The sequence below is a fragment of the Pseudomonas sp. NBRC 111139 genome, assembly GCF_001753955.1.
Taxonomy (GTDB): Bacteria; Pseudomonadota; Gammaproteobacteria; order Pseudomonadales; family Pseudomonadaceae; genus Aquipseudomonas; species Aquipseudomonas alloputida.
This window is the reverse complement of record NZ_BCBP01000072.1, coordinates 16,617-33,961: the sequence shown is the minus strand read 5'-3', so window position 1 is coordinate 33,961 and position 17,345 is coordinate 16,617. Positions and strand designations below refer to the sequence as shown.

Below are 17,345 nucleotides of genomic sequence, written 5' to 3'. Positions count from 1 at the left end.
GCGCATAGCAGGTCAGCACCACGCCGATGCCCAACACGTCGTCTGCCAATGCCGAAGGCTGGTGCTCGGCCACCGCCACCACGCCGACCAGTGCCAGCACCACGGTGCCCAGGCGGCGAACCCAGCCGCGCAGGAACTCGACCTGCGGTTTGTGCCAGCGGAAGTGGACTTCCGCCACGCCACCGGGTGCGAGGATACGGTAGGCGGTGTAGAACACCAGCCAGGCCTGGGCCAGCTGCCAGAGTGCGGCGCCCAGGTTGGCATTCTGCCCGCGGGCGTCGATCTGCAGGGCGTAGCTGCACAGCGCCAGACCAAGGCTGACCGGCATCGCCAGCAGAATGTTGATTAGGATTGCCTGGGGCGTGTGCCATTGGCTGTCACGGCGGAAGTGGCCGATATCCTGGTGCACTTTGCCTAATCGTTGGTAAAGGTATTTGCGCCGCCACAACAACGCGCCGATCACCAACAGCAGCGGCAGGAACAGCAACGGGCGCTGGCTCAGGCCATCGGCCAGCTCTTTCAGGCTGGAGCCCCACGGCAGGTTGGCGACCTGGTCGGCCAGGCGCTCCGGCACGTATTGCAGCCAGTCCCAGTCCAGCGGCTTGTTGCTGGGGATCCAGAACATTTGCTCGTCGAGGGTGGTGCGCAGGCTCTGCGCGGTGCCCAGTAGCTGCTTCTGGTTGAGCTGCAGGGTGATCGATTCGTTGAGCAGCGCCGACAGCTCGCGGTTCAGCCGCTCCAACAGGTCGCTGCGGGTGATGGCCACTTCCAGCAGGGCCTTGCGCAGCTGCGGGGTCACATCTTCCTGCGGTTGCGCCGCCAGCAGCTTGTCGACGTAGGTGACCGGGCTGCTCATCTGCTCGCGCTGCTGGTTGACTTCGAACTGGTACAGGCGGGTGTCGGCGATCTGGTCGGCCAGGTCGCGGTCGACCTTCAGGTGCGGCAGGGTCTGCTTCTGCTTGTAGAGAATCTTCGACAGCAGCAGGCTTCCCTTGAGCACGTTGATCTGCTCGTCAAGCGCCTGGTCGGCCTGGGTCAGGCTGTCGAGTTGCTGCTTGGTGCGCAGGTTCTGCTGGGTCAGTTCGTTAAGGCGGTCGGTGCTCTTGAGCAGGTAGTCGGAAAGCTTGAGGTTGATCGCGCTTTCAGTGGCCAGCAGGCTGCTGCCGCCGGCCTTCTGAGCCTCAATCGACTGCTGGGTGACGGCTTCCTGGGACTGGGCCAGGCGTTTGGCGTTGATCAGCGTCTGCAGGTCCTGGATTTCCTGCTCCAGGCGCGCAGCGCGCTCGACCAGCAGGTCGTGACGCGCATTGCCGAGGTCTTGCAGCAGGCTGTTGCCGGCCAGTTCCTGGCGGCGCAGCAGGGTCAGCGCGTTGAGCGAGGCCAACTCGGCGTTGAGCTGATTGCGCTGGTCGGCATTGATGGCTTTGCCACCGTCCTTGCCGGTTTTGAGTATGTTGTTGATCTGCTGGGTGCGGGTCTGGCTGCTGCTGATCTCCGCCTGGGCACGCTCGGGGCGGGTTTGCGAGTTGATGATCAGGCTGTTGGCGTCAGACAACGCCTTTTGCAGCTCGCCCTGCAGCGTGTTGCGTTCGCTGAGCATCTGTTCAAGCTGTGGCACGGTGAGGTTGGCGTAGCGCTGTGCCACCGGTTGTGCCTTGGTTTCCTTGAGCCTGGCCAACTCCTTCTGGCTGTCGCTGGTCTCCTTGGGGGCACTGCTCAGCTGCTGCTTGAGTGCAGCCAGTTTCTTTTCGTTGTCTTCCTTGGCAGCAAGCAGGCTCAACGTTTGTTCGAGCACCTGCTGCAGCGCCTTCTGGTCTGCCTCGGGCAGCTTGCGCTCGGCGATCTTGTCGAGGCTGTTCTGGATACTGGCGGTGGTCGGGGCTTCTGCCGCGCTAGCGGCAAAAGAAAGGGACAGGCACAACCCGAGCAGGGCTGTGCGAAGGTACACGCGCAGGGACATAGGCAGACTACTTGTGGATCCGGCTGAAACGAAGTTTAGAGGAACAATCCTGGTCCGGGTCGCGTTCCTTCGGGGAATCTGACGCCTACTTTCTGGATCTTGTTCCCGTCCATGGTCGCCACGGTCCAGATCGTGCCATGCCATTCGACCTGGTCCCCCACTACTGGAGCGCCTCCGACCTTCTGTCGGATGAACTGCGCCAGCGGCATTTTCGCGTCGAGGCCATCGAGCTTCAGGCCATACAACGCTGCCACCGCCCCCAGTTCGGCATCGCCTTCGAGCACGAAGTCGCCGAAGAAACGCAGGTCCAGGCCACGCTGTGGCGCTTGGCTGAACAATTTGCCGAGGGCCGGCAGGTTGTGCTCGTGGCCGATCACGCAGAGCATGTCGCCCACTTCCAGCACGGTGCTGCCCGACGGGTGCAGCAGTTGCTCGCCACGGAACAGCGCGGCAATCCGTGTGCCTTCGGGCATTTTCAGCTCGCGCAGGGCGGCACCGATGCACCACTTTTCGGCGCCCAGGCGGTAGACGAACATTTCCCACTCGCTGGTGATGTGCACTTCCAGGGCGGAGCGGGAAATCGGCGCCGGGTCTGGCGGTACGGTCACTTTCAGCAGCTTGGCCATCCACGGTAGGCTGGTGCCCTGCACCAGCAGTGACACCAGCACGATGAAGAACGCCAGGTTGAAGAACAGCTGGGCGTCTGGCAGGCCCGCCATCAGCGGGAACACCGCCAGAATGATCGGTACCGCGCCGCGCAGGCCGACCCACGAAATGAAGCCCTTTTCGCGGCCGTGAAAAGCCTTGAACGGCAGCAGGGCCGCGACCACCGACAGTGGCCGCGCCACCAGGATCATCCACAGCGCCAGGCCCAGTGCCGGCAGGGCGATGGGCAGCAGGTCGTGCGGCGTGACCAGCAACCCCAGCACCAGGAACATGCCGATCTGCGCCAGCCAGGCCATGCCGTCGAGCATGTGCAGGATGCCGTGGCGGCTGCGGATAGGCTTGTTGCCCAGCACCAGGCCGCACAGGTAAACGGCGAGGAAACCGCTACCATGCAGGGCGTTGGTCAGCGAGAACACCACCAGGCCACCGGCCACTACCAGAATGGGGTAAAGGCCGCCGGCCAGGTTGATGCGGTTGACCAGTTGCAGCATCAGCCAGCCACCGCCCAAGCCCAGCAGCCCGCCGATACCGAACTCACGCAACAAGTGGCCCAGCAGGCCCCAGTGCAGCCCGGTCTGGCCGCTGGCAATCATGTCGATCAAGGTGACAGTGAGGAACACCGCCATCGGGTCGTTGCTGCCCGACTCGATCTCGAGGGTAGCCGTAACCCGCTCGTTCAGGCCTTTGCCGCCGAGCAGCGAGAACACTGCAGCGGCGTCGGTGGAGCCGACGATCGCACCGATCAGCAAGCCCTGAATCAGGCTCAGGTTGAACAGCCAGGCGGCAACCAGGCCGGTGAGGGCGGTGGTGATCATCACCCCGACCGTGGCCAGCGACAGCGCCGGCCACAGCGCCACGCGGAAGCTTGCCACCCGCGTACGCAGGCCACCGTCAAGCAGGATGACGGCCAGTGCCAGGTTGCCCACCAGGTAGGCGGTTGGGTAATTGTTGAAGATGATGCCGCCACCATCGACACCGGCGACCATGCCGACGGCGAGGATGATGACCAGAATAGGGATGCCCAGGCGCGACGATAGCGAGCTGACCAGGATACTTGCACCCACCAGCAATGCGCCGATCAGGAACAGGCTGTTGATGGTGCTTGCATCCAAAGGCAGGTACTCCGAGACAGCGGGGAAGGGACGTGGTAGCGCATTTTCCAGCAAAAGCTAGCAGGTCGCGTGCCAATCGATTCTAACCTGAGGCCGACGCAGGCTGTAAAGCGATACCGCATCGTCGCTGCGGCTTGCGGCTGTAATGGTTTGCCCACTGTCAGGCAGCCAAGTGACATGAATGTCAAAGAAACCATTTCTCTCGCCCAGGTGGCCCAGCGCCTGCTCGGGCAATTTCCTGATTTGCACAGTTTGGCGCGCCAGGCGGCGGGCCATGTGCTTCGCCGCCAACTGGGGTACTGGCTGGATCCGGACGGGCTCTATTGGCACGAGTTCCAGTCGGCGGCCAGCAGTTCGTTGAGCTTCACCGGCTGGCGCCACAGTGGGCCGCCACGACGCTCTTTGAGCCTTACCGAACTGGTCATCCAGCGATTTAGCCCGCAGCAGCAGGCCAGTGCTGACGAGTTGAGTATTTATGGTGGCTTCTACCGGGTGGATGCCAGCCACGCAGTTTACGACGAACGCAACGAAGTGCGGCTCGACCCTCAGCAAGTACTGACGGCGTTCTGGCGGTTGGACTTTGCAGGGCGCTACACCGAGGCGCTGGGCACGTTTCGAGCACGGCATGGCGAAGACTACTGTGTGCTGGCCCGTGCCCGCTTCATGGCTGCTGTGGGCCAATCTGGGTTGAGCGAACATGAGCGCCAGGAGCTAATGGGGGTGACGCTCGCTGCACCCGCACTGCCGACTACCGTAAAAGCCTTGCGACTCGCCCGGCAAGCGAGTGCTCAATCTGGGTGGAACGCGCTTGTCATTGGCAGTATCAGCGCCAAGCTGATGTTCTTGCGCAAGCTGAAGACTGGCAGGTTGTGCCTCTATCTTGCCGATGTTCAGGCTGTGGTGCAGGTGTTCGACGATCGTCATGCGTTTCAGGAGTGGATGGCTGACCAGGCCGCCACGACGGTGGGGCGAGAGCGGCTGGTCAGGCTGTTCGTCGGGGACGGGGTACTGGCGCAGTCGCTACGCCCGCGACTACGCAATTACTTCAAGTTGCTCGCACAGTCGCGAGGTGACACCGCCATCTTGGGGCAGTCCATTGAAGGGGACCTGTTCGTTCGTCTACGTGATGCGGTGATGGATGATCTGACCCGCGATGCTCACGAACGGCTGACCACCAATGCCCAGCTGCGAAAGGCCGAGTGGCTGGCGGGCGTGCAAGCGGCGAGCTTCGTGATAGCACCGATGGCGCCGTTTGGCTGGCCAGTGATATTGGCATCGCTCGGTCTAGGCACCGCCAGCCTGGCGCTGCATCTGGACCGGGCAATCAATGGCAAGCAGGGCTGGCGCACAGCAGCATGGTGGTCAGTACTGACGGATATCCTGTTCATCCTGCTTGATATAGCCATGCTGCGAGCCAGCGAGCTGTTTACTGATGGCCACGTCCCCCCGCGGGTGGCTGGCCAGGCGCAAGCCTCTGCCGCCAAGGTCGACTGGGGGCTTTACATGGCCCCGGCGGCGGATGAATTGCTGGCGGTGTCGGATCAGGCGCTGGCCCGCCAGCAAGCTCTGTTGGGCGCGGTACCGTGGGCTGATCTCGATGCCTTGGGGCCCAATGGCGAGTATCTGGATGCCTTCAGTGAACCCTACCCCGTCTTTCGCGATGAGCACGGCTTTGGCTCGCCCGCCATTGCCGAGTACACCAGCTCGCCGGAGCGTTACAACAACCTGTGGCGGGGTATGCCGCTAGAGGGCACGCGCGCCGCGCATATCCAGCGCAGCCATGCGCTTTCTCACGCACTTGGGCAAATCGGCGTGACTAATCAAGTGAGGCTGTATCGGGCTGCCTCCAGCCTGCGGGGCACGGGTTTTCAGGCAGTTGGTGAGGGCGCCGTTGAAGTGGGTGACGTGCTGGTGACCACCGACTTCACGTCATTCACTGAAAACCCCTATGCCCTCTGGGAGGTTTTCAACGACCCGCAGGCTCAAATCAGTGGCAGGGATGTTTTTGATGAAAACGCGTTGGTTTATGTGTTGGAGCCGGGCGAGGATATGCAGGCGACGCCTATCGGGCCCTTCTCAAGGCGACCGGATGAGGCGGAGTCTTTGATGATGCCCGGGCGCTACCTGCAAGTGGAAAAGGTGACGGCCGTTCAAGGGCACAATTATCGCTTTACCGAGGTGTGCCTGAAGGCGCTGGCGCAGGCGCCAAGCGGGAAGGCAGTGCGTGATATGCGCACAGGCAAGCTGTTCGATCGCCAGGCACTGGCGATGCGGCTGGGCACGGAGGATGATTCGTTGATGCGCACATTCTTTGCGCTGCCCTCCTGAGCGCACGTGAAAGGGGCCGCTGAGCGGCCCCTGATCAAGGCCTCAGCCCTGCTTCACTTCACGCATCGGCTTGCCTTTCACTGGCGCATCGCCCGCCACGTAGTACTTGGCAGTGCTGCGCGGCAGTGGCTTGCGGCCACGGATCTTGTCCGAAATCTTCTCGGCGATCATGATCGTGGTGGCGTTGAGGTTGCCGGTGATGATCAGCGGCATGATCGAGGCATCGACCACGCGCAGGCCCTTCATGCCGTGCACGCGGCCTTCGCCGTCGACCACCGCCATGTCGTCGGTGCCCATCTTGCACGAGCAGGACGGGTGGAAGGCAGTTTCGGCGTGCTCGCGGATGAACTTGTCCAGCTGTTCGTCGGTTTGCACGTCGGCGCCTGGGCTGATTTCGCGGCCACGGTACGGGTCCAGCGCCGGCTGGGCCATGATTTCACGGGTCAGGCGAATGCCGTCACGGAATTCCTGCCAGTCCTGCTCGGTGGACATGTAGTTGAACAGGATGCTCGGGTGCTGGCGCGGGTCTTTCGACTTGGCCTGGATGCGGCCACGGGCAGGCGAGCGCATGGAGCCCATGTGCGCCTGGAAGCCATGTTCCTTCACGCCATTGGAGCCGTTGTAGTTAATCGCAACCGGCAGGAAGTGGTACTGGATGTTCGGCCACTTGAACTCCGGGCGGGTACGAATGAAACCACCGGCCTCGAACTGGTTGCTGGCGCCGATGCCGGTGCCATTGAACAACCACTCGGCACCGATGGCCGGCTGGTTCCACCACAGCAGCGATGGGTACAGCGATACCGGCTGGGTGCAGGCGTACTGCAGGTACAGCTCCAGGTGGTCCTGAAGGTTTTCACCAACGCCCGGAAGGTCGTGCACAACCGGGATGTCGAGGCTTTCCAGCAGGGCGCGCGGGCCGACGCCGGAGCGCTGCAGCAGCTGCGGCGAAGCGATGGCGCCAGAGCTGACGATCACTTCCTTGCGGGCGCGGGCTTCAACGCGTTCTTCGCTGTCGCCGACCAGGTAGGTTACGCCTACGGCGCGCTTGCCGTCGAACAGCACGCGGTCGGTCAGGGCGTGGGTGACGATGGTCAGGTTCGGGCGTTTCTTGGCCTGGTCCAGGTAGCCACGGGCGGTGCTGGAGCGGCGGCCGTTCTTGGTCACCGAACGGTCCATCGGGCCGAAGCCTTCCTGTTGGTAGCCGTTGAGGTCTTCGGTACGCGGGTAACCGGCCTGCACACCTGCTTCAACCATGGCGTGGAACAGCGGGTTGTTGCCAGCCTTTGGCGTGGCCACACTGACCGGGCCGTCACCGCCGTGGTAGTCGTTAGGGCCGATATCACGGGTTTCGGCTTTGCGGAAGTACGGCAGGCAGTCGAGGTAGGTCCAGTCGTCCAGGCCTGGCAGTTCTGCCCAGCCGTCGAAGTCCATGGCGTTGCCGCGGATGTAGCACATGCCGTTGATCAGCGACGAGCCACCCAGGCCCTTGCCACGGCCACATTCCATGCGGCGGCCGTCCATGTAAGGTTCCGGGTCGGTCTCGTAGGCCCAGTTGTAGCGGCGGCCTTGCAGCGGGAAGGCCAGGGCGGCTGGCATCTGGGTGCGGAAGTCGAAGCGGTAGTCGGGACCACCGGCTTCCAGCAGCAATACGGTGACGCCGGCATCTTCGGTCAGGCGGGTCGCCAGGGTGTTACCGGCCGAGCCGGCACCGACGATGATGTAATCGAATTCTTGGGACATGAAAGTACCCTCGTGTTGGCGGTGATCGGGGAGCGGGTACGCCCGTGCGCGGTGGCACGGGCGGGGCTAGACAGGGTTCAGAAAACCGAGTTGTAGCCGCCCAGCTCGACCTGGACCGACTTGATGCGAGTGTATTGAGCCAGCGAGCTGACGCCGTTTTCACGGCCGACGCCCGACTGCTTGTAGCCACCTACCGGCATTTCGGCCGGCGATTCACCCCAGGCGTTGATCCAGCAGATACCGGCTTCGAGCTTGTGGATGATGCGGTGGGCGCGGGTGATGTCGTTGGTGCAGACGCCGGCGGCCAGGCCGTAGTCGGTGTCGTTGGCACGGCGGATCACTTCTTCTTCGGTTTCGTAGGTGAGGATGCTCATCACCGGGCCGAAGATCTCTTCCTTGACGATGGTCATGTCGTCGGTGCAGTCGGTGAACACGGTCGGCGCAACGAAGGCACCTTTGGCGAAGTCACCGGCAGTCAGGCGCTCGCCACCGCACAGCACGCGGGCACCTTCTTCCTTGCCCTTGGCGATGTAGCCCAGCACGCTTTCCATGTGCTGGAAGCTGACCAGCGGGCCGAAGTTGGTGTTTTCGTCTTCCGGGTTGCCAACGCGGATGCGGGCAACGCGCTCGGCGATCTTGGCTTCGAAGGCCGCCTTCATTTCAGCCGGGATGAACACGCGGGTGCCGTTGGTGCACACCTGGCCCGAGCTGTAGAAGTTGGCCATCATGGCGATATCAGCGGCCTTGTCCAGATCGGCGTCGGCACAGATGATCAGAGGCGACTTGCCGCCCAGTTCCATGGTCACTTCCTTCAGCGAAGAGCTGGAGGCGCTGGCCATGACTTTCTTGCCGGTGGTGGTACCGCCGGTGAAAGACACTTTTTCGATGCGCGGGTGCTCGGTCAGCCAGGTGCCGACTTCGCGGCCGCTGCCGGTCAGAACGTTGAACACGCCGTTTGGCAGGCCGGCTTCGGTGTAGATCTCGGCCAGTTTCAGGGTGGTCAGCGAAGTGACTTCCGACGGTTTGAAGATCATCGCGTTGCCAGCGGCCAGGGCCGGGGCAGATTTCCACAGGGCGATCTGGATCGGGTAGTTCCAGGCACCGATACCCACGGTTACGCCCAGCGGCTCGCGGCGGGTGTAGACGAAGGACGATTCGCGCAGCGGGATCTGCTCGCCTTCGATGGCCGGTACCAGGCCTGCGTAGTATTCCAGGACGTCGGCGCCGGTGACGATGTCGACGTAGCGGGTTTCGGAGTACGACTTGCCGGTGTCCAGGGTTTCCAGCATGGCCAGCTCGTCGTTGCGCTCGCGCAGGATGTCGACGGCGCGGCGCAGGATGCGCGAACGCTGCATGGCAGTCATCGCAGCCCAGACTTTCTGGCCACGCTCGGCGCTTTCGACGGCTTTCTCGACGTCAGCCTCGGTAGCACGTTGCACGTGGGCGAGGACTTCGCCGGTAGCCGGGTTGATGGCTTCGAACGTGGCATCGCTGCCAGCGTCGACGTAAGCGCCATCAATGTAGAGTTTTTGCGTTCCGAAACGGGCCATAGTGTCCTCGCAAGTGCAGTGTGTGGTTTGGCTTGCGCGTCACGCTCCTGCCGGGTTGGCAAGTGCCGTGCGCGCTTGTTCAGCGGCCTGGTCGTTGGTGCCCAGGGTGTGCTGCTTAGCCAGTTGTAGATCCATGTATTCGTAAGCAATCCGTATTGCCTGATCGGTGTCGAATGCATCACCCGACAGGGCGCCACGCAGCCACAGACCGTCGATCAGGGCTGCCAGGCCGCGGGCTGCCTTGCGCGCATGGTAGAGCGGCAGGGCGCGGCGGAACTGGCAGCACAGGTTGGAATACAAGCGGTGGTCGTTGATCCGCTGCAACCTGTGTAAATCGGGCTGGTGCATGCTGGAAGCCCAGAAGGCCAACCAGGTTTTCATTGCCGGGCCGTTTACCTGGCTGGCATCGAAGTTGCCCTCGATGATCACTTTCAGGTGGGCGCGCGGGCTGTCGTCTTTCAGGGCCTGGCGACGTGCTCTGACGCCTTCGTTGAGCATGCTCATGATGTAACCCATCGTCGCTGCGATCAGGCCGTTCTTGTCCCGAAAGTAGTGACTGATGATGCCGTTCGACACACCGGCCAAACGGGCAATCAGCGCAATGCTGGCGTCCCCCAGTCCGACCTGATCGACCGCCTGCAATGTGGCTTCGATCAACTGCTGGCGCCGGATGGGTTGCATACCGACCTTGGGCATCTTGCTATCTCCTCAGGCCTGCGAGCAGACGACAGGCGGCTGACTCGGCGAAGGCCAGTCTATTTTGTTTTGATTGAACGTTCAATCAATAAAGAATAAGCTCTGCGACAATTTGTGCCATTGACAGTTTTTCAGGCGGTCGAGAAGGCACGGATTGACACCCCAGGAAATCGCGTAACCCCCGGAATACAAGGTGTTGACGGGCATGAGCGATGCGAAATGCAGATTCTGCCGTACGGCCATTGGCCCTGCGACAGGCCCTTGGAGCGGGCGGGGTGACCTGTGACGAATGCGCGCACCTCCGTTGAGGCGTGGCATTTTCAGCAGGCCACCTGTCTGTTTTTGGCAACGTATCGATTCGGGATCACGGTTTCCAGGGTTCTTTTATAACACCTGATGCAGTGGGGATATTCCACCAATTGCTCGGGAAAGACTGATTAGCCTCCACAGCCGCACTGCCCGGAGCATTCGTGCAATGAGTTCTGCCTCACTTACCAAGCCCCCCGCCGAGAGGGTACGGGTCAACCGCGTGGTGTTCTTCACCTCCGCGCTGATGATCCTTGTTCTGACTGCCTTGCTGATCGCTGTACCCGAAACTGCCGGGCAGGTGCTGGGCGTGGCCCAGAAGTGGCTGACGCGCACCTTTGGCTGGTACTACATGCTGGTCATCTGCGGATACCTGCTGTTCGTCGTCTACCTGGCTTTCTCCGACTACGGCAGCCTCAAGCTGGGTGGCAAGGACGACCAGCCTGACTTCAGCTACGGCGCCTGGGCCGGCATGCTGTTCTCGTCCGGTATCGGTATTTCGCTGCTGTACTTCGGCGCCTCCGAGCCCCTGGACCACTATTTCAACCCACCGGAGGGCACTCCTGCCAGCCTCGAGGCCGCGCGCCAGGGCCTGCAGCTGACCTTCCTGCACTGGGGCCTGCACGGCTGGGCGATCTATGCCCTGGTGGGCCTGGCCGTGGGTTACTTTGCCTACCGTCACAACCAGCCGCTGGCACTGCGTTCGGCGCTGTACCCGCTGGTGGGCGAGCGTTGGGTCAAGGGCGCTGCCGGCAACGCCGTCGACATCTTCGGCATGTTCGTCACCCTGCTGGGCCTGGTGACCAACTTGGGCATCGGCGCGATGCAGGTGTCGTCCGGCCTGGAATACCTGTTCGGCATGGACCACAGCAAGACCAACCTGCTGGTGGTGATCCTGGTCATGGCTGGCGTGGCTACCGTGGCAGCGGTATCGGGTGTGGAAAACGGCATTCGCCGCCTGTCCAACCTGAACATCATGCTGTTCAGTGGCCTGTTGATCTTCGTGCTGCTGGGCGGCGAGACCCTGCACCTGCTCAACGGCTTCGTGCAGAACGTCGGCGACTACCTCAACGGCATCGTGCTGAAAACCTTCGACCTCTATGTGTATGAAGGCGAAGCCGGCAAGTCGGAGCGCTGGCTGGGCCTGTGGACCGTGTTCTACTGGGCCTGGTGGATCTCCTGGGGCCCGTTCGTCGGCATGTTCATTGCGCGTATTTCCAAGGGCCGCACCGTGCGCCAACTGGTGATGGGTGTGCTGCTGATCCCGCTGGGCTTCACCCTGGCTTGGCTGTCGATCTTCGGCAACACCGCACTGGACCTGGTGATCAACCAGGGCGCCGTGGAGCTGGGCAAGACTGCGCTGGAACAGCCATCGATGTCGATCTACCAGCTGCTGGAATACTTCCCGGCAGCCAAGATCGTCATTGGTGTGGCAGTGTTCGTCGGGTTCGTGCTGTTCCTCACACCGGCCGACTCCGGCGCGGTGATGATGGCCAACCTGTCGTGCACAGGCGGCAAGGTCGACGAGGATGCCCCGCACTGGATGGTGGTGTTCTGGTCCGTGGTGATCACCCTGGTCACGATCGGCCTGCTGTTTGCCGGTAACTTCGAAGCCATGCAGACCATGGTCGTGCTGGCGGGCCTGCCATTCTCGGTGGTGCTGGTGCTGTTCATGTTCGGCCTGTACAAGGCCATGAAGCAGGACGTGGTGATCGAGCAGGAGCGCGCCGAACTGGCCGCCCGTGGCCGTCGCGGCTTTAGCGAGCGCCTGACCCAGCTGGAACTGCAGCCGACCCAGGCCGTGGTACAGCGCTTCATGGACAAGCAGGTCAGCCCGGCGTTGAAAGAAGCCGCTGCACAGCTGCAGACGCAGGGCTTCGAGGTGGAAACCCGCGTTGGCCAGTCGCGCAACCTGATGGGCTTGCGGGTGATGATGGAAGAAGGCAACCCGTTCGTCTACGAAGTGAGCCTTGACGGCTATATGACCGCGTCGAGCGAGCCGCCGGTCGAGGGTGAGCCTGAACTGCGCCAGCGCTTCTACCGCGCCGAGGTCTACCTGCATGACGGCAGTCAGGAGTACGACCTGATGGGCTTTGCCCCAGACCAGATCGTGCGTGATGTGCTCGATCAGTTCGAGAGCCATCGCCAGGTGCTTGGCCGCGTCTACAGCTGACTTCCCGGCAGGCCGCCGCACTGCCAGGTGTCGCGGCTTGCCAGCAGCAATATGTAGCACCTCATTCGATAACATCTCCAGGACGCTTTGTGGTTCATTCCACAACGAGTCCTGGTCATGCCCGCCACTCACGCGCACAACCTCAATCACGCAGTCGCCGCCCAGTTCGCCAGCCGTCCTACATTCCGGCAGGTCGCAGGTGAACAGATCATGAAGGTGATTCTGGAGCACTATCCTCTGGTTGGCGTGCATCGCCCTGAAATGACCTCGGCTGCACCGCTGTACCTGATGTCCCTGCAGCCGGATGGTGTCTGGCACCCTCAGCCGCTGGTGGATGTTGTGCTGCAGGCCCTGCTTGCGGCTAAACCACTGGACCTCACCCCAGCAAGTGACTACCGCCTTAGCCTGAACCCGCCCCGGCGCTTTTTCGCCATCGAGTCGAGCTTCGAAACTGCTGAGGGCGATTTGATCGAGCCCGCGCGCCTGACCGATGGCCTCAACGCGTTGCTGCCGATACTGCTTTGGCACTTCCAGCAAGCGCAGATCGGCTATTGGAACGGCGACGCCACGATCGACCGGGACCTGTGGTTGCAGCAGTTGTTGCGCGCCAACCTGCTCGATGGCCTGAAGGACGAAGCGCTGGATGACGAACAACGCAAGCTGCTGCGTGACCTGATGATGGGCAACCGTACCGGGCTCGATGTGCAACTGGTGCGGGTGGCGTTACGTGAGGGTAAAGACACGTTCCATGAGCTGTTGCCCGGCTTGCTGATTACCGCCTCCAGTGAAGTTCGCGAACTGACACTCTGGTGTTCTCCCGAAGGCCTGGTCCGCAGTTTCGACGCCCAGGGTGCATTCGGCTCGGCGTTGCAAATGCAGATGGCGGGACGTTACCGGTTTGATGAGTTGAGCTGGCAAGGCCTGACTGTAGAGGGCGACGCTTTCGCCCTGTACAGCGCCTTGTTGCTGGAAATCTTGCTCGAGCGCGTGGCCCGCCTGCGCTGGAGTGCGATCGACAGCGTCGACCAACTGGAGCATTACTGCCATTTGGCCTGCGACCCCGCGTCCTTTTTTGCCGAGTTCAGTGACTATGGCTCCGGTGGGCTGGGCTTGGCGCTCCCCAAGGGCCTGTCGCGAGCCGATACGGATAGCCAGACCGCCTACCTACAAGCCATGCTCGACTTGTCGCTACTGCAACAGCGCACCCCAGCCCAGGGCATTCAGGACGGTCTGCCGGACTTGCACACCTATGCGGCGACGCGCCTGCGCGAGGAGATGCTGCATGACCACCCGGTAGACGCCAATTACTTTCCTGATGACCTTATCCTCACTGTCGAGCGCTTTGTCAGTGACGGTCACGGGCTGGGCTTCGGCCAGAAGACTGGCGACAAGAAGCTGACTTTGACGCAGTTGGCGATCGGCCGCCTGGATGCCACCGCAGGAGGGGTGGTGACACACATCGCGCACCGTGAAAACCAGCTGATCATGAAGTGGATGACCATTGATTACGTCCGTGAGCTGGTACAGCGAGTCGACATCGGCGGCAGTTATCCACGTCATGTACAGTCGATGATCGATCGCTCGGCGAGCCGGGCCGAACACATCTCGGCATTTGCCATACGCTGGCGTATCACACTGATGTTCGATGCTGCGCGGGCGCGTGCCGTCAAACGGCTCGACAAGTTCGCCTACGGCGCCCTGGCAGAATTCTGCCGTAGCGGCCAAGAAGGTGCAGCCGCTGTGCGGATTGCACCGCTTGCGTTCAAACGCTCGCCGACATCGGAGAGGGTCGACGTGGCGCATGGTTTCTACGTGATCGAACTCATCGAGTTGGGTGTTTATCTGTTGTACTGCCCGCTGTACACCGAAAAGGCGCTGATTCAGTTCGGCAGCGCTCAGGCACTGTTGGATGCGATCAGCCGCCCGGGGGCGCTGCAGGACAGCGTGCTGCTGTGGATCGAGCAAGCTCAGCGCGCAGTCTACGATAATGGCGGCTTCCGGGAGCCGCACCTGCCCCAATGGCTGCTCGACCCTTACACCCTCCCGGAGAAACCGCAGCCTGTTCAGTTGGCGCTGCAATTCTGGGCGCGGGACGTGGATCGGCAAATGTTCGAAGCCAAGGGCCGGATGTTGCTGGAGCTGGCGGATCGCAGCGCCATGAGCAACAGCGAGGTGCGCTGGCGGCTGGTCACGGCATTTTCCTGGGAACTGCTGAATGTTGTGTTTCCAGTGTTACCGGGGCCGCTCACCTCGGTTGCCTGGCTCTACATCGGCATGCGCAGCTTGATCAACGATGTGCATGGCCTGGCCAGTTCGCATTTCGACGAGCGCATCCAGGCGATGGTCGATGTGCTGAACAACACCTTGCTGGCGCTGATACACCTGCAGACGCCGAAACTGGCAGCGCCGCCCGTCTCTGGCGACCTGCCGCCATCGCTGCTCCAGGGGCCAGCTGCAGGCAATGGGATTGAGTTGGCGAACCTTTCCACCGCGACGCGGGAGCCCAGCGTCTCGGTCGACAGCCTGCAGGCGATGGCCAACACCCACCTCGACTTTTCCTGGCGTGGGGCTGGGGGGCTCAACGGCCTGTCGAGTGCCCAGCGCGGCCAAATGCGGGCGTTGGCGGCCAGCGTTTCGCTGGAGGGACGTAAACCGCAGACGCAGGGCGTGGCTGCGGGGCTGGTGCGGATTGGGGATGATTTCTATGTGTCTCTGGGCGGTAATGTCTACCGAGTCAGCCTTGATAACGCAGCGTTTCGCATCATCGGTCCGGACGGCACGGTTGGGCCCTACCTGATGCGCGACGGCGATGTCTGGCACCTCAATAATTCGCGCTTGCACGGTGGCAATGATCGCTCCGGCGAGTTGGCCCGCGAGCGACTGCGCAAGAAGCTTAGCGGGCCGATCGCCAAGGCTCAGGCCGAGATAGAGCGGCTTATCTTGACCGCGGAGGCTGCCACGAAGGATTTCAACGCGTTGAGCGAGCAGATTGTCGGTTTGCGTGATCCGGTAAGAAAAGTCGAGGATCGGTTGCAAAAGGCGCCACCCACCGACCCAGACGAACGTGCGCAATTCGAGCAGGCTACCGCGTTGTTCAAGCTCAAGTTCCAGCAGTTGCAAGAGCAGACGAATACGCTGCGCAACCAGCGCCTGCCCTTGAACGAGAGATTGTTCCTTGGTTATCTCGAGGCCGAACGCAACATTACCTACGTGCTTGACAAGTCGAGCGCCTCGACGCACGCCGGCAGCGTGAGAGATCAACGGATACTCTTGGGCCAGGTCCGCAAGAACCTGATCAGCTTTGGCATGTTCTTCATTGATGAGCTCCTGGCCTTGGGAGGGTTCAGGGAATACGACCAACTCACCAATGCGCTCAATGACGCACCGCCAGAGAAACAGGCCGAGTTGTATGTCAGGTTCCGGACGATGTTGGAGAAGTTGCTTGAAGAGCAGCCCAGGATCATCAATGTCTCCAGCCAGCTGGATCGCCTGTTGGCCATCACCGATATCGACATGCAAGTGCCTTACATCAATTCCACTCTGACCGTCTCGAGCATTATCGCGAGCCGTAAGACGACCACGATCAACATCCGGTTTTTCCAGGCCATGGGCCTGGTCGAGCTGGCCCTGCAGTGGCACAAAGGCACGCCTACCCAGCACTACATGATCTTCCGCCATGCGCTCGCCAGTCAGCGTCTGCGGGTGGCCGCACAAACGCATCATCTGCTGATGTTCTGTGACTTGCCTGTCGCCGAACGAATCGAGGTGCTGCAAAGTGCGTGGGACGAATACCTCGCGGCGATTCTCAACGCCGAACGGATCAAGACACTCGGCAGCAAGCTCATCGATGTCCAGCGCCTTGAGGCCTACAAGCAACAGATGGTGGAACTGAAAACCATGGCCGGTGAGGCGTTGGTCGAGGCCATGCGCGAGCAGGCGGACGGGCAGGTCCGTGGCACACGTCGTGCGGTTTATTCACTAAAGAGCCTGCAGGTGGCCCATACGCGGGCTGGTCAGATAGTCATTGGCAGCGAATCGGTGGTCGAGGGGCAGGCTGTGCTGCAAGTTGTAGCGGCTTTCAACAAGAGCGCGCTGCATCGCTTCCAGAAACAGGGAAACACCTGGGTTGAAGAGGTAGCCTCGGGCGAACCGGAACAGCCATCGCGGACTTCTACGCCGGAGTCCGAAAGGAACAACCGGGAGCTGGCCGAGGCCATGCTGGCACAGAACGAAAATGTCATCGCTCAAGCCAGAGCCCTGGTTGCCAAGGATGCTGACGACATGGGCCTGATGTCGATGCTGGATGGCCAGATCAACGAAGTGGCCGAGCTGCGTGAACAGCTCAGCGATGCCGACGCCGAGCACGCGCTGCTGGCGGGCATGGACGATGCGTTGATTCAGTTGCGTCAGGCCCGCCGCGACTGTTTGGTAGCGCTTTACAGCAAGACGCGCTATCCAGGTTCCAGAGGGCTCAATTTTCTCCATCAACAGGGGTTGCTCGCCGTGGAATATGTCGGGCCTCGGCAGGTGGTCTCCGATGGCTATCTGGACGAGTACCGGATCAGCCTGTTGCGTGCTCCCGGTGAGGGTCGAGGTAAACCCTTGTGGGCCGCACATTTCCATTTTGCCGACTCGCAGGCGGCGCCGACGGCGTTTGGCAAAGGCCATCTCAAGCTGTGGAGCCAGCGCAAGATGGGGTATCGCGAGCAAATGAAGGCGGCGAGCGAGGGGCAGGTACTGAGCATTTATCGGGGTAACCTGACCTACGCACAGGCCAAGGATGTCATTCCGTTCAACCTCTGAACCTTCGCCCG

At 61.9% G+C, this 17,345-nt stretch carries 7 protein-coding genes and 2 pseudogenes; 4 read left to right on the top strand and 5 right to left on the bottom strand.

Annotated features, from left to right (window positions below; translation table 11 throughout):
- Window positions 1-1,960: pseudogene (locus tag BJQ17_RS24800) on the bottom strand (mechanosensitive channel MscK); the annotation flags it as partial.
- Between the two features lie 35 nt (window positions 1,961-1,995).
- Window positions 1,996-3,738: a potassium/proton antiporter gene (locus tag BJQ17_RS24795; protein ID WP_003249176.1), complete on the bottom strand. Its 1,743-nt coding sequence runs from the start codon at window positions 3,736-3,738 to the stop codon at window positions 1,996-1,998.
- Between the two features lie 177 nt (window positions 3,739-3,915).
- Here BJQ17_RS24795 and BJQ17_RS24790 point away from each other — a divergent pair, with 177 nt between their 5' ends.
- The gene (locus BJQ17_RS24790) at window positions 3,916-6,066 is read left to right on the top strand and encodes a dermonecrotic toxin domain-containing protein (RefSeq protein WP_070096795.1); all 2,151 of its coding nucleotides are present in this window, start codon (window positions 3,916-3,918) and stop codon (window positions 6,064-6,066) included.
- Between the two features lie 42 nt (window positions 6,067-6,108).
- On the opposite strand, the gene betA is transcribed toward BJQ17_RS24790, so the two are convergent.
- The 3 genes from betA to betI form a co-directional block, all read right to left on the bottom strand.
- Window positions 6,109-7,806 carry a choline dehydrogenase gene (gene betA, locus BJQ17_RS24785; RefSeq protein WP_047603594.1) on the bottom strand — a complete coding sequence of 566 codons (1,698 nt, stop codon included), beginning with the start codon at window positions 7,804-7,806 and terminating at the stop codon, window positions 6,109-6,111.
- Window positions 7,807-7,883: 77 nt separating this feature from the next.
- Window positions 7,884-9,356, bottom strand: a complete 1,473-nt coding sequence (betB, locus tag BJQ17_RS24780; RefSeq protein ID WP_003249182.1) for a betaine-aldehyde dehydrogenase — start codon at window positions 9,354-9,356, stop codon at window positions 7,884-7,886.
- 39 nt (window positions 9,357-9,395) lie between these two features.
- On the bottom strand, window positions 9,396-10,052 hold the full coding sequence (gene betI / locus BJQ17_RS24775; protein ID WP_003249185.1) for a transcriptional regulator BetI: 657 nt from the start codon (window positions 10,050-10,052) through the stop codon (window positions 9,396-9,398).
- Between the two features lie 532 nt (window positions 10,053-10,584).
- Here betI and BJQ17_RS24770 point away from each other — a divergent pair.
- The 3 genes and pseudogenes from BJQ17_RS24770 to BJQ17_RS24765 all read left to right on the top strand — a co-directional run bounded on the left by BJQ17_RS24770 (window position 10,585) and on the right by BJQ17_RS24765 (window position 17,334).
- Window positions 10,585-12,119, top strand: a pseudogene (locus BJQ17_RS24770) (BCCT family transporter).
- Window positions 12,067-12,531 (top strand): hypothetical protein, encoded by a 465-nt coding sequence (locus BJQ17_RS31815; protein WP_175442755.1) that lies wholly within the window; start codon window positions 12,067-12,069, stop codon window positions 12,529-12,531. Before BJQ17_RS24770 ends, BJQ17_RS31815 begins: the two are co-directional and overlap by 53 nt.
- 117 nt (window positions 12,532-12,648) lie before the next feature.
- The gene (locus tag BJQ17_RS24765; protein WP_070096793.1) at window positions 12,649-17,334 is read left to right on the top strand and encodes a dermonecrotic toxin domain-containing protein; all 4,686 of its coding nucleotides are present in this window, start codon (window positions 12,649-12,651) and stop codon (window positions 17,332-17,334) included.
- Window positions 17,335-17,345: the final 11 nt, after the last annotated feature.